We start from the raw sequence: 20,393 nt of genomic DNA on the forward strand, positions 1-20,393 counted from the left end.
ATTTTGCGCCCCCTGATGTTCTGTGCTAGGAGGTGCCGTCGGCCAGCCAAAAGCGGACGGCACAGCAGGATCTAAGGGCAGGATGCAGATGGCGCGCGCGAAACTTTCGGCTTCTTTGATTGCTGCGGTGGTGTGTTCGGCGATGCTTGCAGGATGCGGGGATCGGAATACGCTCTCGTCAGCCGAAAAGCGCAACCTCGACCGGTTCACCGCCGAGGAGATCTATAAACGCGGCGAGTTCGAGCTGGAAAACAGCCGCCGCCCCGGCGAGGCGGTGTTCTATTTCGCCGAGGTCGAGCGGCTTTACCCCTATTCCGAATGGGCCAAGCGGGCGCTGATCATGCAGGCCTATGGCCATCACCGCGCCAAGGAATACGAAGAGGCGCGCGGTGCCGCACAGCGATTCCTTGACACCTATCCGGGCGATGCGGATGCGGCCTATGCGCAATATCTGCTGGCGCTGTCCTATTATGACCAGATCGACGACGTGGGCCGCGATCAGGGCCTGACCTTTCAGGCGCTGCAAGCCCTGCGCCGCGTGATCGAGGAATATCCCGACAGCGAATATGCCCGCAGCGCGATTCTCAAATTCGATCTGGCCTTCGACCATCTGGCCGCGAAAGAGATGGAGATCGGGCGTTACTATCTGAAACGCGGGCATTACGCCTCGTCCATCAACCGTTTCCGCGTCGTGGTCGAGGAGTTCCAGACCACCACCCAGACGCCCGAGGCGCTGCTGCGTCTGGTCGAGGCCTATCTGGCGCTTGGCCTGACCGACGAGGCGCAGACGGCGGGGGCGATTCTGGGGCACAACTTCCAGTCCTCGCCCTTCTATCAGGACGCTTTTGCCCAGCTTCGCGGTCGCGGCCTGTCCGCCACGGTGCAGGGCGACAGCTGGCTGACCTCGGTCTATCGCCAGATGGTGCAGGGTCGGTGGCTGTAAGGGCCACTCGCGCGCATTAAGGGGGCGGGGATGCTGCGTTCGCTGGACATCCGCGACATGCTGCTGATCGACCGGCTGGAACTGTCCTTTGGGCCGGGCCTGAACGTGCTGACCGGAGAGACCGGGGCGGGCAAGTCCATCATGCTGGATTGTCTGGGCTTTGTTCTGGGCTGGCGCGGCCGGGCCGATCTGGTCCGGCAGGGCGCGGCGCAGGGCGAAGTCACGGCCGTTTTCGATCTGCCCGAAGGTCATCCCGCCCGCGCGATTCTGTCCGAGGCGGGAATCGAGCCCGAGGATGATCTGATCCTGCGCCGCATCAATGGCGCCGATGGGCGCAAGACCGGCTTTGTCAACGACCGCCGCGTGTCCGGCGAGGTTCTGCGCCAGCTTTCGGATGCTCTGGTCGAATTGCACGGCCAGCATGATGATCGCGGGCTGCTGAACCCACGCGGCCACCGGGCGCTGCTGGATGCTTTCGGGGCGCTGGATATGACGCCGGTGCGGCAGGCCTGGGCGGCGCGGCGCGAAGCCAATCGCGCGCTGGCCGAGGCTGAAGCCGCGCTGGCCCGCGCGCGCGAGGAAGAGGATTTCCTGCGTCACGCCGTCAAGGAACTGGACGATCTGGCCCCGGTCGCCGGCGAAGAGGCCGAACTGGACAGTCGCCGCCGGTCGATGCAGGCGGCCGAGCGGATCCGCGAGGATGTCACCCGCGCCTTGCAGATGCTGGGACCCGAGGGGGCCGAAGGCGCCATGCTGGACGCTAACCGCTGGCTGGAGGGCGCGGCGGACCGGGCCGAGGGGCGGCTGGACGATCCGATTTCGGCCCTGTCGCGGGCGCTGATCGAGTTGGGCGAGGCGCATCACGGTGTCGAGGCGGCGCTGTCGGCGATGGATTTCGACCCCGCAGCGCTGGATGCGACCGAGGAACGGCTGTTCGCCCTGCGCGCGCTGGCCCGTAAACATGATGTGCTGGCAGACGATCTGGCGGGGCTGGCCGATGATCTGCGCGGGCGGCTGGGCCGGATCGAGGCGGGCGAGGCCTCGCTGGCGGCGTTGCAGCAGGCGGCGCGTCAGGCGGGCGAGGCCTATGCCGAGGCCGCCGATGCGCTGAGCGTGGCGCGGGCCGAGGCCGCTGTGCGTCTGGACAAGGCCGTGTCAGCGGAACTGGCGCCGCTCAAGATGGAACGTGCAGTGTTCGAGACCCGGCTGTCCGAGGCCGAACCCGGCCCCGAGGGGCAGGACATGGTGGCCTTTACCGTCGCGACCAATCCCGGCGCCCCGGCGGGGCCGCTGGACAAGATCGCGTCGGGCGGGGAACTGTCGCGCTTTCTGCTGGCGCTGAAGGTCTGTCTGGCGCGTGGCAACAATGCGCTGGTGATGATCTTTGACGAGATCGACCGCGGCGTCGGCGGCGCCACCGCCGATGCGGTGGGGCGCAGGCTCAAGCGGTTGTCGGGCGATGCGCAGGTGCTGATCGTTACCCATTCGCCGCAGGTCGCGGCGCTTGGCGACCGGCATTTCCGGGTGGCGAAATCGGTCAGCGATGGCATGACCACCTCTACCGTCACGCCCCTGCAACCCGATCAGCGCATCGAGGAAATCGCGCGGATGCTGGCGGGCGACCGTATCACCGACGCCGCGACCGAGGCCGCGCGCGCCCTGATCGCGGGTTAGTCCAGTATCCGGTCGGCGTGCCGCAGCACCGACAACAACTGCCCGTCATTGGCATCCACCCGCACCAGCCGCCCCGAAATGACGCCATAACGGCTGCCGCTGGGGGCTTCCGCCAGACCATAGCGGCCCGGATGGGTGATGACATGCAGCGAATCCTCGGCCACGGGTTCGCCCACGGGGGGCAGGGCGGTCGGGCTGCCGCAATCGCTGTCATCGCAACTGGCAACATCAGAGATCCCGGCCACGCTCAGCGTGGTGTCGGTCGGTTCGGCGGCGGGCTGGTCGGTCAGGACCCAAGTGGCTGTTGCGGCAATGGCGAACAGCGAGATGCCCACCGCCGCGGCGGTTCGGTCATGCTTCTGTGCCACGGTTTTTTCCTCTGCTCGTTTTCATGACAACGATCAGAAGGGGGAAGGGTTCCGCACAAGGTCGGTTCAGTCCAGCAGGCGTGGCTGATCGCGCAGGATCGACAGCACTTTGAAGGATGACGGGTCGATGCGGATCAGCTTGCCATGCGCCACGGCATAGCTGCTGCCGGGTACGCCCGATCCCAGCCCATAAAGCCCCGGAGAGGTCACCAGATGCACCTCGGCCTGATCCAGACTGTCGCCCACATGGAACTCTTGCGCGGCAGAGGGGGCCGGCGTCTCAACATCTTCGGCGGATGGCGCGATAACGGTCGTGGCGATGATCAGCGCCGATATTACGGCGCAAACCGCGACCGGTCTGGCTATCGTCATCGTGGGCTGTCCTTGCCTGCGTCAATTCCGCAGACAAAACGCCCCGCTTTGGGCTTCGTTCCGCCACCCGCCGGTTGGTTCCCTGAAAAATGCGCCCTTCAGCGATTATTTTCGGCGAACCGTTGCAACATTGCCGAAAAATCGCGTCCCTGACCGCCTTCATGCTCGACAAAACGGTCGTAAAGCTGCCGTGCCAGCGCGCCCATTGGCGTATCCGCTCCCACTGAACCGGCGGCCTGTTGCGACAGGTTCAGGTCCTTCAGCATCAGTTCGGCGGCAAAACCGGGCTGATAATCGTTGTCGGCCGGGGATTGCGGGCCGATGCCGGGTGCCGGGCAATAGGCGTTCATCGACCAGCTGTAACCCGAGCTGGTGGACACAACGTCGAACATCTTCTGCCGGTCCAGCCCCAGCCGGTCGGCCAGCCCGAAGGCCTCGCAGGTGGCGATCATGGTGACGCCAAGGATCATGTTGTTACAGATCTTGGCCGCCTGACCCGCCCCCGAATCGCCGCAATGCACGGCCTTCTGGCCCATGATGTCGAACAGCGGCGCGACGGTGGCGAAATCCGCGTCCGAGCCGCCGACCATGAAGGTCAGCGTCCCCGCCTGCGCGCCGCCGATCCCGCCCGAGACCGGCGCATCCAGCGCACCCAGCCTGGCGGCGCGGGCCTGATCGGCAACCGCGCGGGCGCTGTCCACATCGACGGTCGAACAGTCGCAAAGCACCGCACCCTTGCGCATTGCCGGGATCACCTGATCGGCCACCGCGCGCAGGATATGGCCGTTTGGCAGCATGGTGATGACCACATCCGCCCCTGCCGCCGCCTCGGTCGCGCCAAGCGCGGCGGTCACGCCCTCGGGTTCCGGCGCGGCGGTATCATAGCCCCGAACCTCATGCCCCCCACGGGCCAGATTGACGGCCATGGGCGCGCCCATATTGCCCAGACCGATGAAACCGATCTTCATACATATTCCTCCCACCGAAGTTCCTCTTCGCCCAAGGGTGCCAGCAGCGCCTGCACATGCGTCTCGGACGCGTCGGCGGCCCATTTCGGATTGCGGTCCTTGTCGATGATCTGCGCGCGCACGCCTTCCAGAAAATCGGTCTCGGTCGTCGCGCGCCATGTAAAGCGGTATTCGCGGCTGAGCGATTCCTGCATCCGCTGATCGCCGCGCGCGGCCCGGACCAGCGCCAGACTGGCGGCCATGGACAGCGGCGAATTGCGTTTCAGCGGCTTCAGCGCATCGCTTTCACCGGTCTTTTCCAGCGTATCCATGATCTCGGCCAGGGTCGCGCCGCCAAAGGCCGACAGATCGCGGGTCTGAAGCGAGGCCGAGGGCACATCCTCGCCCTCGATCAGCGACACGTCGCCGGTCTTTTCCAGCCGGGCGATCAGGTCGGGCCATTCCTCTTCGGGCAGATAGGTGTCGGCAAAGCCTGCATGGATCGCGTCGCCCGCGCCGATCCGCGCGCCGGTCAGCGCCAGATATTCGCCGATCCGCCCCGGTGCCCGGCTCAGCAGCCAAGAGCCGCCGACATCGGGGATCAGGCCGATCCCGGCCTCGGGCATGGCGATCTGGGTGCTGTCGCCGACGATGCGGTGGCTGGCATGGCCGCCCACGCCGACGCCGCCGCCCATGACGAAGCCCTGCATGAAGGCCACGATGGGCTTTGGAAAATCGGCGATCGCGGCGTTCATCCGGTATTCATCGGCAAAGAACCGGCGCCCGACGCTGTGATCGCCCGCGATGGCGGCACGCCAGACGGCGGCGATATCGCCACCGGCGCAAAAGGCGCGCTCGCCCTCGGCGTCGATCACGACCAGCGCCACATCCGGGTCGTCGCGCCAGCCCTGCAATGCGGCATGGATCGCCTGCGCCATGTTGCGGCTGAGTGCGTTCAGGGTCTTTTCGCGGGTGAAGGTGATCCGTCCGGCGCGGCCGGTTTTACGGATGTTCAGGTCTTCCATGTCAGCTCCGTTCCGCCAGAAGCGTGCGGCTGACGATCAGCCGCATGATTTCATTCGTGCCTTCCAGAATCTGATGCACGCGCAGGTCGCGCACGATCTTCTCGATTCCGTAATCGGCAAGATAGCCATAGCCACCATGCAGTTGCAGGCATTGATTTGCGACCTCGAAGGCGCGATCGGTGACGTAGAGCTTGGCCATCGCGCAGAATTTGGTCGCATCGGGGGCGCCGGTGTCAAGCTTCCAGGCCGCCTGCCGCAGGAAGATCCGCGCCGATTGCAGCGCGGTTTCCATATCCGCCAGCCGGAATTGCAGCGCCTGAAACCGATCAAGGCTTTGCCCGAAGGCATGACGCTGACCCATATAGGTCAGCGTCGCATCCAGCGCCGCCTGTGCACCGCCAAGCGCCCCCGCCGCGATGTTCAGCCGCCCGCCATCCAGCCCCGCCATGGCATAGCGGAAGCCGTCACCTTCCTGCCCCAGCAGGTTTTCGGCGGCAATGTCGCAATCGTCGAACTGGACCTGTGCGGTCGGCTGGGCGCGCCAGCCCATCTTGTCCTCGGGCGCGCCAAAGCTGAGGCCCGGCGTGCCGTCCGGCACGATCAGCGCGCTGATGCCGCCCGGTCCGTCCTGTCCGCTGCGGACCATGACGATATAGGCATCCGAATAGCCCCCGCCCGAGATGAAGGCCTTGGTGCCGTTCAGCCGCCAGCCTTGCGGCACCCGTTCGGCGCGGGTCCGCAGGGCGGCGGCATCCGATCCCGATCCCGGTTCAGTCAGGCAATAGGAAAAGATCGTCTCCATGCTGCACAGGCCGGGCAGCCAGCGTTCCCTGACCTCGGCGCTGCCGAAACGGGCGATCATGCCGCCACACATATTGTGGATCGACAGGAACGAGGCGACCGAAGGGCAGGCCATCGCCAGCGCCTCGAAAACCAACGTGCCATCCAGACGCGACAGGCCTGCGCCGCCGTAATCTTCCGGAACGTAAAGCCCGCCAAAACCCAGCTGTGCAATCTCGGACCACAACTGTTTCGGGATGGTGCCGGCGGCTTCCCATTCGCGGGCGAAGGGGGCGATCCGGCTTTGGCCGAAATCGCGGGCCATGTCGAAGATCGCCTGCTGTTCCTCTGAAACTGCGAAATCCATTCCGCGCCTTTCTCAGATCCGCATCTGCCCAATCTCTAGTGGCAAGGGGCCGTGGCGGCAATGCGGGTGTGGGTGGTCAGAGATCCTTGCGGAACTCTTCGGCCAGATGGCGGACCACGGCGCGCAGGGCCTCATTGCGGCTGGCCCCGGCGGCCATGGCGCCCGACAGCACCGTGCGCTGACGCTCGGCGGCGCTGCCCTGACGGACCATGTCGCGCATCCCGGCGATGGCGGCCTGCGTTCCCAGCGCATCGGCATCCTCGGCGATCAGGGCGATCCAGTCCTCGGCCAGTTCGGGGAAGGGCTCGATCCGGTGGGCGCCGAAATCGATCAGCCCCTGCGACATGCCATAGCGGATCGCGCGCCAGCGATTCTCGCCCAGCAGGAAGTTGTCATATTCGCGCCAGCGGATATTGGTGCGCGACAATCGCCACAACATGCGGATCGTAGCCTGGATCAGCGCCGCGAGCGTGATGGTCTGTGACAGGCGCGGCGAGGCATCGCAGATCCGGGTCTCCAGCGTCGGGAAGCGGTGCGAGGGGCGCAGATCCCACCAGATCTTGCTGGCATCCTCGACGATGCCCAGCTCGGTCAGCGCCTCGATCGAGCGTTCATATTCCGGCCAGCTGTCGAAGCGCGGCGGCAGGCCGGTGCGGGGCATATTGCCGAAGACGGTCGAGCGATAGGAGGCAAGGCCGGTATCCTCGCCCTGCCAGAACGGGCTGGAGGCCGACAGCGCCAGCAGATGCGGCATGAAATAGCCAAGCTGGTTCATGATGTCGATGCGCATGGCCTGACTGGGCAGGCCGACATGGACATGCATCCCGCAGATCAGCATCCGCCGCGACACCGCCCCCATATCGCGCGAGAGGGCGTTATAGCGATCCTTGTCGGTATGCTGCTGGTCGCGCCAGTCGGCGAAGGGGTGGCACGAGGCCGAGATCGGCGCCAGCCCGTATTCGCCCGCGATCCGGGCGATGCTGCTGCGCAACCTGAGCAGATGGGCGCGGGCCTCGGCGATATTGGCGGAAACCGGGGTGCCGACCTCGATCTGGCAGCGCAGGAATTCGGGGCTGACCTGATCGGCCAGTTCGACCGCACAGGCTGCCATCAGGGCATCGGGGGCCTCGGCCAGATCGCCGGTGTCAATATCGACGAGCAGGTATTCCTCTTCGATGCCGAGGGTGAAATCGGGTTCGGTCATGGCGTGTCCTCGGGTGCCATTGCGTCCCGCGATGGCCGGGGGCTGTCTGCCCCCGGACCCCCGAGGATATTTCGGCACCAGAGATGGGATCAGTCGAGCGCCTTGAAGTTCAGCGCCACGCCATCCTTGATGCCCGAGAACCAGCGGGCGGTGACGGTCTTGGTCTTGGTGTAGAAGCGGAACGCGTCGGGGCCGTATTGGTTCAGGTCGCCGAAGGCCGATTTCTTCCAGCCGCCGAAGGAGTAGTAGCTGAGCGGCACCGGGATCGGGAAGTTGATGCCGACCATGCCGACATTGACGCGGCTGGCGAAATCGCGCGCGGTGTCGCCATCGGCGGTATAGATCGCCGTGCCGTTGCCATAATCGTTGTCCATGACCAGATTCAGCGCGTCCTCGTAGCTTTGGGCGCGGACGGTGGTCAGGACGGGGCCGAAGATTTCCTCTTTGTAGATGTCCATGTCGCGGGTGACGTTGTCAAACAGCGACGGGCCGCAGAAGAAGCCGTTCTCGTAGCCCTGGATCTTGAGGTCGCGGCCATCGACGAGCAGTTTCGCGCCTTGATCGACGCCCGAGGCGATCAGCCGGTTGATCCGGTCGCGCGAGGCGCTGGTGATGACCGGGCCGAAATCCACGTCATCGCCTGCGGTATAGGGGCCGACCTTCAGGTTCTCGATCTTCGGGATCAGTCGTTCGAGCAGCGCATCGGCGGTCTTTTCGCCCACCGGCACCGCGACCGAGATCGCCATGCAGCGTTCGCCGGCCGCGCCGAAACCTGCGCCGATCAGCGCATCGGCGGCCTTGTCCAGATCGGCGTCGGGCATGATCAGCATGTGGTTCTTGGCGCCGCCGAAACATTGCGCGCGTTTGCCGTTCGTCGCCGCGCGGCCATAGATATATTGCGCGATGGGCGTCGAACCCACGAAGCCCACGGCCTGAATGGTCGGGTGATCCAGGATCCCGTCAACGGCGTCCTTGTCGCCATTGACGACCTGCAGCACGCCATCGGGCAGCCCGGCCTGTTGCGCCAGTTTCGCCAGCATCAGCGAGGTCGAGGGCACGCGTTCGGACGGTTTCAGGATCATCGCGTTGCCTGCCGACAGCGCCGGGCCCATCTTCCACAGCGGGATCATCGCCGGAAAGTTGAAGGGGGTGATGCCCGCGACCACGCCAAGCGGCTGGCGCATCGCGTAAAGGTCGATGCCCGGGCCGGCATTATCGGTGAACTCGCCCTTGAGCAGGGCGGGCGAGCCCATGCAGACCTCGATCACCTCGAGCCCGCGCTGCACGTCGCCCTTCGCATCGGGCAGGGTCTTGCCATGTTCGCGGCTGACGAGTTCGGCCAATTCGTCCATGTGTTCGTTGATGAGCGCGCCGAACCTCATCATCACCCGGGCGCGGCGCTGAGGGTTGGTGGCGGCCCAGCCGATCTGCGCCTTTTCGGCGCTGGCGATGGCGGCGTCCAGTTCGGCCGCGCTGGCCAGCGGGACGCGGGCGATCACCTCGCCCGTGGCGGGGTTGTAGACATCGCTGAAACGGCCCGAAGTCCCCTTGACCTCTTTGCCGTCGATCCAGTGGTGAAGTTCTTCCATATCGTCCTCCTGATCGTTGGGTGATCCTTGGAACGTAACTTAGCCTTGCGGAAATGCGACAAGAAGAGGAAGTGTGGCAAAAGCGATTTGCATTTTTGCAAAGGGGCGGCAATGGACTGGGATGATCTGCGCATCTTTCTGGCGGTGGCGCGCGATGAAAGCCTGTCGGCGGCGGGGCGACGGCTGGGGATGGATGCCTCGACCGTGGGGCGGCGGGTGGCGCGGCTGGAAAGCGCCATCGGCAGTGCGCTGTTTTTGAAAACGCCGCAGGGTTATGCCCTGACCGAGGCCGGAGAGCGGCTGGTGGCCCCTGCCGAGACCGCCGAACAGGCCGCGCAGGCCGCGGCCGAGGCCACGCGGCGCGAGGCGGGGATTTCCGGGCAGTTGCGCATCGGGGCGCCGGATGGCTGCGCGAATTACCTGCTGCCGCAGATTGCCAGCGCCATGTGCGCGGCGCATCCGGGGCTGGAGATCCAGATCGTCGCCCAGCCCCGTGTGGCGAATCTGTCGCGGCGCGAGGCCGATATGGCGATTTCGGTTTCGGCCCCAGATACCGGGCGGCTGGTGGTGCAGCGGCTGAGCGAATACCGCCTGCATCTGGCCGGGCAGGCGGATTATCTGGCGGGCCATCCGCCGATCCGGTCGCTGGATGATCTGAAGCGGCACGCGATGATCGGCTATATTCCCGACATGATCTTTGACCGCGAACTGGATTACCTGTCGGCGACGGGGGTGGCCTCGGCGGTGATCAGCTCGAATTCGGTATCGGTGCAGATGCAGGCGATCCGGGCGGGGGCGGGGCTGGGGATCGTGCATGGTTTCGCCATGCCCTTCGTGCCCGAGCTGCGTCCGGTGCTGGGTGACCAGATCGCCCTGACGCGCAATTTCTGGTTGCTGCGCCATGCCGACGACCGCGCGTCGCGCCGCCTGAACCTGCTGGCCGAGGAACTGGCGGGCCGTATCCGGCAGGAAATCCAGCGGCTGGAGGCGCTGTTGTGGCAGGGGGCCTGAAGTCTGACTTGACGGGAAGGTTTTCACCGAAAAAGATGGACATAAACCTGCAAGGAGGGTGTGCGATGTTGGTGAATCAGATGCTGTCGATGAAGGGTGCCTCGGACAAGGCCGGGATCGAGGCGCAGACGATCGTGACCATCGCCCCCGAGGCGACGCTGGCCGATGCCGCGCAACTGCTGGCGGAAAAGCGGATCGGGGCTGTGGTCGTGTCCTCGGACGGGGTCCGGCCCGAGGGGATCCTGTCGGAACGCGATATCGTGCGGCAACTGGGCCGCAACGGGATCGACATCCTGAAGATGCCCATCCACGAGGTGATGACCAAGGCGGTCCAGACATGCGCCATGGGCGAGGATGCGCTGAACGTGCTGGAGCGGATGACGGCGGGGCGCTTTCGTCACATGCCGGTGGTCGATGAGGATGGCAAGATGCTGGGCGTGATCTCGATCGGGGATGCGGTCAGCGGTCGCCTGAAGGAACTGGCCGCCGAGAAAGAGGCGCTGACCGGGATGATCATGGGCAGCTGAACCTTACCCGCGGCGGGCGTCGAAATGGTTGCAATTCCGGCGCAAATCCGTTTTGGCTGACGCGACATTTCTGTTCGAGGACGCCCGATCATGCGCATTGGCCTCTATCCCGGAACCTTCGACCCCATCACGCTGGGGCATGTCGACATCATTCAGCGCGCGATGGCGCTGGTGGATCGGCTGGTCATCGGCGTTGCCATTAACCGCGACAAGGGGCCGATGTTCGATCTGGATGAGCGGGTCGGGATGGTGCGCGCTGAATGCGCCGACATCGTCAAGCGCACAGGCGGCGAGATTCTGGTCCACCCGTTCGAGAACCTGCTGATTGATTGCGCCCGCGATGTCGGCGCCACGGTGATCGTGCGGGGCCTGCGGGCCGTGACGGATTTCGAGTATGAATTCCAGATGGTTGGCATGAACCGGGCGCTGGATGCCGAGGTCGAGACGGTGTTTCTGATGGCCGACGCGCAGCGGCAGGCGATTGCCTCGAAGCTGGTCAAGGAGATTGCCCGGCTGGGCGGCGATGTGTCGAAATTCGTCACCCCCGCCGTGCGCGAGGCGCTGATCCAGCGGGTTCGGCGGGGCTGAGAATCGCGCATTGCCAGCGGGCCGTGGCCGCACTAACCTTTCTCTGCGCGCGAGTGGTGAAAGGTAAGTGATGACCCGTTCCGACTTGTCGATTCCGCGCCCGGTGCCCGAACCGCGCCGAGAGCCGTTGCCAAATCCGCAGCCGGACCAGCCCGACGACCTGCCCGACAGCGAACGGATCGGATTCGACGCGATTCCCGGGGCGCTGGCCGATGGCTGGCGGGATTTCCGCCGCGCGCCCGCCTTCGGGCTGCTGTTTTCGGCCTTCTATGTGGCGGGCGGGCTGGTTCTGGCGACGGTGGCCACGGCCTCGGGGCAGGACTGGTGGCTGATTCCCTTCATCGCGGGCTTTCCGCTGATCGCGCCCTTCGCGGCGGTCGGGCTCTATGATGTCAGCCGCCGGATCGAGGCCGCCGAGCCGCTGGACTGGCGTGCCGTCATCCGCGTCGTCTTTGCCCAGAGGAACCGGCAGATTCCGTCGATGGCGATGGTGATTCTGCTGCTGTTCATGTTCTGGGTCTTTGTCGCCCATACCGTTTTCGCGCTGTTCATGGGGGTTTCGGCGCTGACCAACATCACCAGCTCGCCCGAGGTGATGCTGCAAGGGCGGGGTCTGCTGATGCTGCTGATCGGCACGCTGATCGGCGGGGGCTTCGCGGCGGTGCTGTTCTGCATCACCGTGGTCGGCCTGCCGCTGCTGCTGGAGCACGAGGTCGATTTCGTCACCGCGATCATCGCCTCGTTCCGGGCGGTGGGGCAGAATCCGTTGGTCATGCTGCTGTGGGGCGCGGTGATCGCCGGGCTGCTGCTACTGGCGATCCTGCCGCTGTTTCTGGGCCTGTTCATCGCGCTGCCGGTGCTGGGCCATGCAAGCTGGCATATGTATCGGCGGCTGATGCCGTAAGCTGTCAGCCCCGCCCGATAAAGGGCATGTTCGTCGCCATCACGGTCATGAACTGGACATTCGCGCCGTTGGGCAGGCTTGCCATATGCAGCACGGCCTCGGCCACGGTGCGGACATCCATCATCGGTTCAGGATCGGGCGCGGACTTGCTGACCTGCACCAGCAGATCGGTCGCGGCATTGCCGATATCGATCTGGCCGCAGGCGATGCCGAAATCGCGCCCGTCCAGCGACAGGCTGCGGGTCAGCCCGGTCACCGCGTGTTTCGACACCGTATAGGCGACCGAGCCCGGACGCGGCGCATGGGCCGAGATCGAGCCGTTATTGATGATCCGCCCGCCCTGAGGCTGCTGCGACCGCATGATCCGGAAGGCCGCGCGGGCGCACAGAAACATGCCCGTCACATTGATGTCGATCACGTCGCGGAAATCATCGGGCGCGACACGATCGGGCGTGGCCGGGGTCAGCCCGCGCCCGGCATTGTTGAACAGCGCGTCGATCCGGCCCCAGCGGGTCGCGATCTGGTCGAAACAGGCATCCACCGCCGCGGCATCGCGCACGTCGCAGGGCAGGGTCAGGGCATCGGCATGGTCCTGCGCGGTTTCGGCCAGCGTGTCCTGATGGCGACCGATCAGCGCCACACGCCAACCGGCTTGCAGGAACTGCCGCGCCGTGGCGCGGCCGATGCCGCTGCCCGCGCCGGTGATGACGATTCCCTGCTGCATCCGTTCCTCCCTGTCAGCCTGCGATCACGCGCTGGCACTGGCTGCCCAGACCCTCGATGCCCAGCCGCATCTCTTGCCCGGCCTGCAGATAGCGCGGCGGCTTCATCCCCATGCCGACACCCGCCGGGGTGCCGGTGGTGATGATATCGCCAGGATGCAGCGTGCCATAGCGCGAACATTCCGCGACCAGCCGGGCGACGCCAAAGATCATGCTCTGGGTGCTGCCGTCCTGCATCCGTTCGCCGTCCAGATCCAGCCACAGGCGCAGGTTGCCGGGGTCGGCGATCTCGTCTCGGGTGACCAGCCAGGGGCCGATCGGGCCGAAACCGTCATGGCCCTTGCCCTTGTCCCATGTGCCGCCACGACGCAACTGCCAGTCACGCTCGCTGAGGTCGTTGACGACGCAAAAGCCCGCGACATGCTCCATCGCCTCGCTTTCCGCGATGTTTTTCGCCGTGGTGCCGATGACCACGCCCAGCTCGACCTCCCAATCGGCGGCGGTCGAGCCATGCGGCAGATGCAGCGAATCATCCGGCCCGGTGATCGAGCTGGTCCATTTGGTAAAGATCACCGGCTCGGCCGGGGCCTCCATCCCGGTTTCGGCGGCGTGGCAGGCATAGTTCAGCCCGATGGCCAGAAACTTGCCGACACCCGCGACGCAAGCGCCAAGGCGCAGGTCCTGCTGCGGCTGGCCATCCACCAGCGGCAGATCCTGCGGGTCCAGCGCGGCCAGCCGGCCAAGGCTGGTGGGGTCCAGCATGTCAGGGCCGATATCACTGACATGGGCCGACAGGTCGCGGACACGGCCTTCGCCGTCCAGAAGCCCGGGCCGTTCCTGACCGGGCGCGCCAAAGCGTAGCAGTTTCATCTGTTTCCTCCTCTTGCCGGCCGACAGGGCCGGGCAGGGGCAATCTAACCCCCGATCCGCGCGGCGGCTTTCACCGATCCATGAATGCTGTCTATCGCCCCTGCGGGCAATGGGGCGCGCATGTGGGCCTGAATGTCAAACGGCCCGCAATGCGGGCCGCTGTCACGAAATGCCGGGAACGGGTCAGGCGCCCGTGGGCGGGGCCAGTTTCTTGGTGGCGCCACCGGCCAAGGGGTCGTCCTGACGCTGGACCGAGCCCTCGAAATGCGCACCCGATTCGATGGCGATGGTCTTGTGGATGATGTCGCCTTCGACCCGCGCGGTGGCGGTCAGGCGCACCTTCAGGCCGCGAACGCGACCGACGACGCGGCCATGCACGACGACTTCATCGCCGACGATCTCGCCCTTGATGGTGGCGGATTCGCCGATCACCAGCTGATGGGCGCGGACATCGCCTTCGACATTGCCCTCGATCTGGATATCGCCTTCGGTGCCGATATTGCCGGTGACGGACAGATCCGCCGACAGCACCGAGGGGGTGCTGCGCGGGCGCGACGACGGTTGTGGCGGCTGTGCCTGCGGCGTGGGCGCTTCGCTGCGCTCGGGCAGCGGTGCGGGCGCGGGTTCGGCCGGTTGCGAGGGACGATTTTCAGTTACGCGGGTCTTAGAAAACATTTTCTGCAGCCTTGATGAAGCTCATCGGATCGACGGCGCGACCGTTCACACGCACTTCATAGTGCAGATGTGGCCCGGTCGAGCGTCCGGTATTTCCCATATCACCGATCAGATCGCCTTGCGACACCCTTTCACCAACCTTCACGCGAATGCGCGACAGATGGGCGTAACGGGTTTCGGTGCCCAGTTCATGCTCGATCTTGATCAGGTTGCCATAGGCGCCCTGACGACCGGCAAAGGTCACCACGCCGTCGCCGGTGACATGAACCGGGGTGCCGACCGGCGCGGCCATGTCGATTCCTTCATGCGCGCGACCCCAGCGGCGGCCAAAACCCGAGGAATAGCGGAAAGAGCTTTTGACCGGCATCGCCAGCGGCAGCTTTTCCATGGCGATGCGATAGGTGTTCACCTGATCCAGCGTGACCATGATCTGACGGGCTTTGACCTCACGCTCGCTCAGCGCGGCATCGCCACGGCTGGAGCGCGACAGCGGCGTCAGCGGCCCGCCCTGACCGGCATAGCCCGAGCGGATCTTTTCCAGCACCGTGTCGGGGTTCATCCCGACCGAGCGGAACACGTCGTCCAGCGGCTTGGTCGAGATGGCGACGGCGCTTTCGACCTCGGACAGGATTTCGTCGTTGCGGGCGATGATCGCGTCGCGTTCCTGTTGCAGCTGCTCGACGGCCAGACGCGATTCCTCGGCGTCCTTCTGGGCTTCGCTGCGTTCGGTGGCGGCCTGTTTCAACTCGCCCGACAGAATATCCAGCGCGACCGAGAATTCCTCGTTGCGGCTGGCATTCGCCAGTTGTTCGGGGTCGGCGCCCAGATCGCGGGCGGCCACACGGGCATTGTCGCGTTCGGAAATGGCGTTGCGCAGGGTGGACTGAACAACGCCCAGCCCGGTTTCCAGCTCGCGGCGGCGTTCCTCGGTGCTGAGCAGTTGCGACTGCATCTGCGACACCTGATCCAGCGCCACGCTGAAACGATTCTGTGCAGCCAGAGCCTCGGCGGCGCGGGCATCGCGTTCGGCGGACAGCTGGTCCAGTCGCGCCTCGAACGCGGACTGGCTGCGCATAGCCTCGTCGCGGGTGGAACCGGCGCTGACCGCGTCGATCACCAGAATCGAGCTGGCGATCATGGTCCAGGAAAACATCAGCGTGATGCCACCGATGGCGACAAGCTGGGTGACGGGGCGAAGCCTGATGAACCGCGTTGTGCTGTCCGACCGAAGAAAAAGACGCTTTTCAGGCAACCAATTTTCCAGCGATGCGTTCAGACGGTTCGTAAGGCGCTTTGGCAAGTCGTATCCCCCGGCGAGTCGCGCTCGTTTCAGCCGAGGCACGTTGGTTCCGCTCGCCCTGCGGTAAACAGGACCTGTTCCTTCTTGGCAACAGAGCAGGTGCCTTGCACGGGTCAGATGGGCGGATATGTGCCGCTTTTCGCGAGAATCCGCCGAAACCCTTGCGGATGGGCCACAACTTTCAGGCGATTTCATAGGGCAGGGGACCGTTCCTGTCGCTTGGGATGCGAACCGGCCGGTCTATCGGCGGGACCGATCGCTGATGGCAGTCGGGTCGCGGGCAGATCCGGCAGGAAATGCCGATGGGTTCGAAGATGCGGGGCTTCGACAGATCCAGCCCGTCGGCATAGACCATCCCTTCCGCATGGATGACCTCGCATCCCAGCCCGATGGCAAAGCGGCGGATGGGGGCGTTGAACGCGCCCGCCGGTTTCGAGACATCGCGCGACAGCAGCAGATAGCGCACCCCGTCCGGCGTTTCGGCCAGCTGGCGCAGGAAACGGCCCGGTTGCTCGAACGCCTGATGCACGTTCCACAGCGGGCAGGCGCCGCCGAAACGCGCGAATTGCAGCCTTGTGGCCGAGTGGCGCTTGGTGATGGTTCCGGCCTGATCGACGCGTACGAAGAAGAACGGCACCCCCTTGGCCGCCGTCCGTTGCAGGGTGGACAGCCGGTGGGCCACCTGTTCCAGCGAGGCGTCGAACAGATGCGCCAGCCGTTCCAGATCGTGCCGTTCGGCCTGCGCGGCGTTCAGAAAGGCGCGATAGGGCATCAGCGCCGCCCCCGCGAAATAGTTGGCCATGCCGATGCGGGCGATGTCGCGGGCCGCCTGACTGCGGAAGCGCGCCAGATCCAACGTCGCCTCCAGCAGGTCGCGCTGGCGCTCCAGCGCCACCAGATGCAGCAGTTGAAAGACGCGGGTCGGCGCCTCGGCCGTGGCGTTCATGGTGATGTGGTTGCCCTGCCGGCGAAAGACCGCGCCCGATGGCATATCCGCCAGCGACACCCGGATTCCCATTCCGTCCAGCGCCGCCACCGCCGTCTGCCACGGATCGGCGCGCTGACCGCCGGGGCAGGCAAACCGTTCGGCCGCGCGATCCACCGCGTCGATATAGTTGTCGCAGTAATGGAAGAAGTCGCGCACCTCTTCCCACGGTGTGGTCATGGCGTTTTCGCCTGCCGTGCCGATCGCCTCATCCAGCGCGGCCAGCCGTTCCTGCCCCAGCCGATGCGCACGATAGAGGTCCAGAAAGGCCCGCGCCAGCACCGGCGCATTGGTCGCCGCCAGCCGCAGATCGGCCAGGGGTGGCACGGTGTCGAACAGCGGGTCGGCCAGCGCCTCCTGCATGTCGATGACCATGCGGTCAGCATCGCCCGCCGCCAGCACCGACAGATCGATGCCGAATTCCTGCGCCAGCCGCAGCAGCACCCCGGCCGAGATCGGGCGGTGGTTGTTCTCCATCTGCGACAGATAGGGCAGCGACACCCCCAGCCGGTCCGCGAATTGCCGCTGGCTGAGGCCCGCGCGCGCCCGCGTTTCCCGCAGCGACGCCCCGGCATAGATCTTCTGAGTCGCCATCACCGCCTCCCGCATTTGCAAAGGCGTGTCTATCCTTTGCAAAGCGGGTGGGGCAAGCAGGGTCGTGGTCAGGTTGTCCATGAGGCCAGCATGACATCATGGCGTTAAGATATGGTTGCCGTCAGCCGCTTCTGCGCAGCGCGGCCTCTCGGCGCATGACCCACAGGATCGAGGCGACCGAGCCCGTCGCCGACAGGGCCATGATGATCAGCAGCGGCGTGGCGCCCGCGCCCGGTTTCAGCATCGCACCCGCCAGTGCCGCCATTGCCGCGCCGCCCGCGATGGTCAGCGCGCCGCCCAGACCGCTGGCGGTTCCGGCCAGTTGCGGGCGCACGCTCATCATGCCGGCATTGGCACTGGGCAGCACCATGCCATTGCCGATCCCCATGACCGCAATAGAGCCGAAGAAGATGAACGGATTGACGATATCGGCCAGATCCGCCAGCAGCGCCGCCGACAGGGCGACGACGCAAAGGGTTGCGCCCATCAGGATCATCCGGTTCATGCCCAGCTGCGCCGCCTTGCGCCCCGATATCGCATTGCCCAGCAGATAGCCGATCGAGGGCAGGGCAAAATAATAGCCGACCTGCGCCGGGGACAGGTGAAACACATATTCGCCCACGAAAGGCGCGCCGCCCAGATAGGCGAAGAACGATCCCGAGGCCAGCGTCGCCGCCCCGCAATAGCCCCAGAACCGGACCGAGCGCGCCAGCACCGGATAGTTCTGCATCTGCACGCGCAGGGAAATGCCGCCGTCGCGCACCGTCTCGCCCATGTCGCGCCATGCGACCACGGCAACGATCACGCCCAGCACGCCCATCATGGCGAAATTCGCCCGCCAGCCGAAGGCCTCGTCCAGAATGCCGCCCACCACCGGGGCCAGCATCGGGATCACCGACATGCCCATGGTGACATAGCCCAGCATCGAGGCCGCCCGATCGCCGTCGTAAAGGTCGCGGATCACCGCGCGCGGCACCAGCATGCAGGTGCCGATGGCGGCCTGCACCATGCGGAAGATCAGGAATGTGGTCGCGTCTTGCGCCAGCAGCGTGCCCACGGTGGCCAGCAGAAAGATCGCCAGCCCCGCCAGCACCACCGGCCGCCGCCCCAGCCGGTCGCTGATCGGCCCGGCCAGCAATTGCAGCACCGCCGTCGCCCCGATATAGGCCGAGACCGACAGCTGCATCACCGCGTAATCGACGCCGAAATCGCGCGCCATGCCCGGCAGGGACGGCAGGAACACGTTCATCGACAGCGCCGCGATTCCGGTCAGCGCGACCAGCGTCAGCAGATGGGGCGCGGATCTGCGGGAAGGGATTTCAGGTGACGTCATGGAATATGAACCAGGCCCCCGGACAGATCAGCCCAAGGCCCACGCCATGCCGCCACGGTCCTGACGACGTCCGACGTGTTGGGCAGGCCGATGGCGACGACCGGAACAGGCAGGGACACGTCGTCAGTCCCACTGGCTCTGTCGGTCGCGGGCAAGGTTGCCAAAGCGGGTGAACTGGCCTTCGAAGGACAGCTCGACCGTGCCGATGGGGCCGTGGCGCTGCTTGCCAAGGATCACTTCGGCCTTGCCGTGGCATGTCTCCATCACCTGCTGCCATTTCGCCATCGCGTCCAGATCGCTGTCCGAGGGCTTTTCGCGTTCGCGGTAATATTCCTCGCGGAAGACGAACATGACGATATCGGCGTCCTGCTCGATCGAGCCGGATTCGCGCAGGTCGGACAGTTGCGGGCGCTTGTCCTCGCGGTTCTCGACCTGACGCGACAGCTGCGACAGCGCGATGACGGGGATGTTCAGCTCCTTGGCGACGGCTTTCAGCCCTTGTGTGATCTCGGACACCTCGTTGACGCGGTTGTCGCGGGCGGATGCGGCCTTCAGCAGTTGCAGATAGTCCACCATCAGCACATCCAGCCCATGCGTCCGCTTCAGCTTGCGCGCGCGGGCGGCCAGCTGGTTGATCGGCAGGGCGGGCGTGTCGTCGATATAAAGCGGGCAGTTCTGCAACGCATGGGCGGCCTCGACAAAGCGGCGGAACTCGGCCTCGTCCATATTGCCGCTGCGGATGCGCTCGCTTGGCACTTCGGCGGCCTCGGACAGGATGCGGGCGGCCAGCTGTTCGGCCGACATCTCAAGGCTGAAAAAGCCGACGACGCCGCCCTCGATGGTGCCGACAGAGCCGTCGGGACGTTCGCCGGCCTTGTGCGTCTTGGCGATGTTGAAGGCGATGTTCGTCGCCAACGAGGTTTTCCCCATCGAGGGGCGACCGGCCAGAATGATCAGGTCGGATTTGTTCAGCCCACCCATCTTGCCGTCCAGATCGACCAGCCCGGTCGAGATCCCCGACAGCTTGCCGTCGCGCTGATAGGCGGCATTCGCGGTCTCGACCGCGCCGGTGACGGCCTTGAGGAAGGACTGGAAGCCGCGCTCGGCCACCCCCTGCTCGCCCAGCTTGTACAGTGTCTGTTCGGCGGTCTTGATCTGTTCTTCGGCGTCGTCGCCGACCTCGACCGTCGCCGCGCGCGAGGCGATGTCCTGCCCCAGCGCGATCAACTCGCGGCGCAGGGCGAATTCGCGGATCATCTGCGCATAGTCCCGCGCCGCATAGGCCGAGATCGCCGCCCCCGCCAGCCGCGCCAGATAGGGTGCGCCGCCCAGTTCCTTCAGCCCCTCATCATGCTCCATGAAGGCCTTGATGGTGACCGGGCTGGCCAGCGCATTCTTGCGGATGCGTTCGGCACAGATATCGAAGATGCGGGCATGGACCGGGTGATAGAAGTGATCGCCCTTGATGATCTGGCTGACCCGGTCGAACACGTCGTTATTGGTCAGCAGCGCGCCCAGAAGCTGCTGCTCGGCCTCGATCGAATAGGGGACGGCCTGCTTGTCCTCGGCGGTGCCGTCCTGCCCCGGAATGATCGCGCGCAAACCGCTCATTTTG

Annotated in this window: 20 protein-coding genes; 6 read left to right on the forward strand and 14 right to left on the reverse strand. The window is 65.6% G+C overall.

Annotated features, from left to right (window positions below; genetic code table 11):
• Positions 1-142: 142 nt before the first annotated feature.
• Positions 143-943, forward strand: coding sequence for an outer membrane protein assembly factor BamD (locus tag JHW40_RS07330; protein ID WP_244519225.1), 801 nt, complete (start codon positions 143-145; stop codon positions 941-943).
• A 30-nt stretch (positions 944-973) separates the two neighbouring features.
• The gene (gene recN / locus JHW40_RS07335; protein ID WP_090613099.1) at positions 974-2,617 is read left to right on the forward strand and encodes a DNA repair protein RecN; all 1,644 of its coding nucleotides are present in this window, start codon (positions 974-976) and stop codon (positions 2,615-2,617) included.
• Here recN and JHW40_RS07340 read toward each other — a convergent pair.
• The 7 genes from JHW40_RS07340 to JHW40_RS07370 form a co-directional block, all read right to left on the reverse strand.
• Positions 2,614-2,985, reverse strand: coding sequence for a hypothetical protein (locus tag JHW40_RS07340; protein ID WP_090613097.1), 372 nt, complete (start codon positions 2,983-2,985; stop codon positions 2,614-2,616). The two genes, recN and JHW40_RS07340, sit on opposite strands and share 4 nt — an antisense overlap.
• 66 nt (positions 2,986-3,051) lie before the next feature.
• Positions 3,052-3,357: a hypothetical protein gene (locus JHW40_RS07345; protein ID WP_090613095.1), complete on the reverse strand. Its 306-nt coding sequence runs from the start codon at positions 3,355-3,357 to the stop codon at positions 3,052-3,054.
• A 98-nt stretch (positions 3,358-3,455) separates the two neighbouring features.
• Complete coding sequence (gene mmsB / locus JHW40_RS07350; RefSeq protein ID WP_090613092.1) at positions 3,456-4,325, reverse strand: 3-hydroxyisobutyrate dehydrogenase; 870 nt, start codon at positions 4,323-4,325, stop codon at positions 3,456-3,458.
• On the reverse strand, positions 4,322-5,329 hold the full coding sequence (locus tag JHW40_RS07355; protein ID WP_090613090.1) for an enoyl-CoA hydratase/isomerase family protein: 1,008 nt from the start codon (positions 5,327-5,329) through the stop codon (positions 4,322-4,324). The genes mmsB and JHW40_RS07355 overlap by 4 nt, the downstream gene beginning before the upstream one ends.
• A 1-nt stretch (position 5,330) precedes the next feature.
• Positions 5,331-6,476 (reverse strand): acyl-CoA dehydrogenase family protein, encoded by a 1,146-nt coding sequence (locus tag JHW40_RS07360; RefSeq protein ID WP_090613088.1) that lies wholly within the window; start codon positions 6,474-6,476, stop codon positions 5,331-5,333.
• A 76-nt stretch (positions 6,477-6,552) separates the two neighbouring features.
• Positions 6,553-7,680: a carboxylate-amine ligase gene (locus JHW40_RS07365; RefSeq protein WP_090613085.1), complete on the reverse strand. Its 1,128-nt coding sequence runs from the start codon at positions 7,678-7,680 to the stop codon at positions 6,553-6,555.
• 89 nt (positions 7,681-7,769) lie between these two features.
• On the reverse strand, positions 7,770-9,269 hold the full coding sequence (locus JHW40_RS07370) for a CoA-acylating methylmalonate-semialdehyde dehydrogenase (RefSeq protein WP_090613082.1): 1,500 nt from the start codon (positions 9,267-9,269) through the stop codon (positions 7,770-7,772).
• A 111-nt stretch (positions 9,270-9,380) separates the two neighbouring features.
• Here JHW40_RS07370 and JHW40_RS07375 point away from each other — a divergent pair, with 111 nt between their 5' ends.
• The 4 genes from JHW40_RS07375 (at position 9,381) to JHW40_RS07390 (ending at position 12,299) form a co-directional block, all read left to right on the forward strand.
• Positions 9,381-10,280, forward strand: coding sequence for a LysR family transcriptional regulator (locus JHW40_RS07375; protein WP_090613080.1), 900 nt, complete (start codon positions 9,381-9,383; stop codon positions 10,278-10,280).
• A gap of 65 nt (positions 10,281-10,345) precedes the next feature.
• Positions 10,346-10,807, forward strand: a complete 462-nt coding sequence (locus JHW40_RS07380) for a CBS domain-containing protein (RefSeq protein ID WP_090613078.1) — start codon at positions 10,346-10,348, stop codon at positions 10,805-10,807.
• A gap of 90 nt (positions 10,808-10,897) precedes the next feature.
• Entirely contained in the window at positions 10,898-11,395 is a 498-nt protein-coding gene (gene coaD, locus JHW40_RS07385) for a pantetheine-phosphate adenylyltransferase (RefSeq protein ID WP_090613075.1), read from the forward strand.
• 70 nt (positions 11,396-11,465) lie between these two features.
• Positions 11,466-12,299: a DUF2189 domain-containing protein gene (locus JHW40_RS07390; RefSeq protein ID WP_090613073.1), complete on the forward strand. Its 834-nt coding sequence runs from the start codon at positions 11,466-11,468 to the stop codon at positions 12,297-12,299.
• A gap of 4 nt (positions 12,300-12,303) precedes the next feature.
• Here the strand turns inward: JHW40_RS07390 and JHW40_RS07395 are convergent, their stop codons facing one another.
• From JHW40_RS07395 to JHW40_RS07425, 7 genes are all read right to left on the reverse strand, one after another.
• Positions 12,304-13,023 (reverse strand): SDR family oxidoreductase, encoded by a 720-nt coding sequence (locus JHW40_RS07395; RefSeq protein ID WP_090613071.1) that lies wholly within the window; start codon positions 13,021-13,023, stop codon positions 12,304-12,306.
• Between the two features lie 13 nt (positions 13,024-13,036).
• Complete coding sequence (locus tag JHW40_RS07400; RefSeq protein WP_090613069.1) at positions 13,037-13,891, reverse strand: fumarylacetoacetate hydrolase family protein; 855 nt, start codon at positions 13,889-13,891, stop codon at positions 13,037-13,039.
• Between the two features lie 183 nt (positions 13,892-14,074).
• Positions 14,075-14,566 carry a bactofilin family protein gene (locus JHW40_RS07405; RefSeq protein ID WP_090613065.1) on the reverse strand — a complete coding sequence of 164 codons (492 nt, stop codon included), beginning with the start codon at positions 14,564-14,566 and terminating at the stop codon, positions 14,075-14,077.
• Complete coding sequence (locus JHW40_RS07410; protein WP_336390108.1) at positions 14,556-15,908, reverse strand: M23 family metallopeptidase; 1,353 nt, start codon at positions 15,906-15,908, stop codon at positions 14,556-14,558. The genes JHW40_RS07405 and JHW40_RS07410 overlap by 11 nt, the downstream gene beginning before the upstream one ends.
• Before the next feature lie 139 nt (positions 15,909-16,047).
• Positions 16,048-17,445 (reverse strand): helix-turn-helix domain-containing protein, encoded by a 1,398-nt coding sequence (locus tag JHW40_RS07415; protein ID WP_090613211.1) that lies wholly within the window; start codon positions 17,443-17,445, stop codon positions 16,048-16,050.
• A gap of 121 nt (positions 17,446-17,566) precedes the next feature.
• Positions 17,567-18,778, reverse strand: coding sequence for a multidrug effflux MFS transporter (locus JHW40_RS07420; protein WP_090613060.1), 1,212 nt, complete (start codon positions 18,776-18,778; stop codon positions 17,567-17,569).
• Positions 18,779-18,901: 123 nt separating this feature from the next.
• Positions 18,902-20,389, reverse strand: coding sequence for a replicative DNA helicase (locus JHW40_RS07425; protein WP_090613058.1), 1,488 nt, complete (start codon positions 20,387-20,389; stop codon positions 18,902-18,904).
• Between the last annotated feature and the right edge of the window lie 4 nt (positions 20,390-20,393).

The organism is Paracoccus alcaliphilus (assembly GCF_028553725.1).
In the GTDB taxonomy this organism is placed as follows: Bacteria; Pseudomonadota; Alphaproteobacteria; order Rhodobacterales; family Rhodobacteraceae; genus Paracoccus; species Paracoccus alcaliphilus.

What these genes read in the sequence shown, in the direction of transcription:
- JHW40_RS07370 (WP_090613082.1), bottom strand. Translation starts at nt 9,269, where the DNA reads ATGGAAGAACTTCACCACTGGATCGACGGCAAAGAGGTCAAGGGGACT.
- mmsB (WP_090613092.1), bottom strand. Translation starts at nt 4,325, where the DNA reads ATGAAGATCGGTTTCATCGGTCTGGGCAATATGGGCGCGCCCATGGCC.
- JHW40_RS07375 (WP_090613080.1), top strand. Translation starts at nt 9,381, where the DNA reads ATGGACTGGGATGATCTGCGCATCTTTCTGGCGGTGGCGCGCGATGAA.
- JHW40_RS07330 (WP_244519225.1), top strand. Translation starts at nt 143, where the DNA reads ATGCTTGCAGGATGCGGGGATCGGAATACGCTCTCGTCAGCCGAAAAG.
- JHW40_RS07360 (WP_090613088.1), bottom strand. Translation starts at nt 6,476, where the DNA reads ATGGATTTCGCAGTTTCAGAGGAACAGCAGGCGATCTTCGACATGGCC.
- JHW40_RS07420 (WP_090613060.1), bottom strand. Translation starts at nt 18,778, where the DNA reads ATGACGTCACCTGAAATCCCTTCCCGCAGATCCGCGCCCCATCTGCTG.
- JHW40_RS07400 (WP_090613069.1), bottom strand. Translation starts at nt 13,891, where the DNA reads ATGAAACTGCTACGCTTTGGCGCGCCCGGTCAGGAACGGCCCGGGCTT.
- JHW40_RS07390 (WP_090613073.1), top strand. Translation starts at nt 11,466, where the DNA reads ATGACCCGTTCCGACTTGTCGATTCCGCGCCCGGTGCCCGAACCGCGC.
- JHW40_RS07355 (WP_090613090.1), bottom strand. Translation starts at nt 5,329, where the DNA reads ATGGAAGACCTGAACATCCGTAAAACCGGCCGCGCCGGACGGATCACC.
- recN (WP_090613099.1), top strand. Translation starts at nt 974, where the DNA reads ATGCTGCGTTCGCTGGACATCCGCGACATGCTGCTGATCGACCGGCTG.
- coaD (WP_090613075.1), top strand. Translation starts at nt 10,898, where the DNA reads ATGCGCATTGGCCTCTATCCCGGAACCTTCGACCCCATCACGCTGGGG.
- JHW40_RS07345 (WP_090613095.1), bottom strand. Translation starts at nt 3,357, where the DNA reads ATGACGATAGCCAGACCGGTCGCGGTTTGCGCCGTAATATCGGCGCTG.
- JHW40_RS07415 (WP_090613211.1), bottom strand. Translation starts at nt 17,445, where the DNA reads ATGGCGACTCAGAAGATCTATGCCGGGGCGTCGCTGCGGGAAACGCGG.
- JHW40_RS07405 (WP_090613065.1), bottom strand. Translation starts at nt 14,566, where the DNA reads ATGTTTTCTAAGACCCGCGTAACTGAAAATCGTCCCTCGCAACCGGCC.
- JHW40_RS07425 (WP_090613058.1), bottom strand. Translation starts at nt 20,389, where the DNA reads ATGAGCGGTTTGCGCGCGATCATTCCGGGGCAGGACGGCACCGCCGAG.
- JHW40_RS07395 (WP_090613071.1), bottom strand. Translation starts at nt 13,023, where the DNA reads ATGCAGCAGGGAATCGTCATCACCGGCGCGGGCAGCGGCATCGGCCGC.
- JHW40_RS07380 (WP_090613078.1), top strand. Translation starts at nt 10,346, where the DNA reads ATGTTGGTGAATCAGATGCTGTCGATGAAGGGTGCCTCGGACAAGGCC.
- JHW40_RS07365 (WP_090613085.1), bottom strand. Translation starts at nt 7,680, where the DNA reads ATGACCGAACCCGATTTCACCCTCGGCATCGAAGAGGAATACCTGCTC.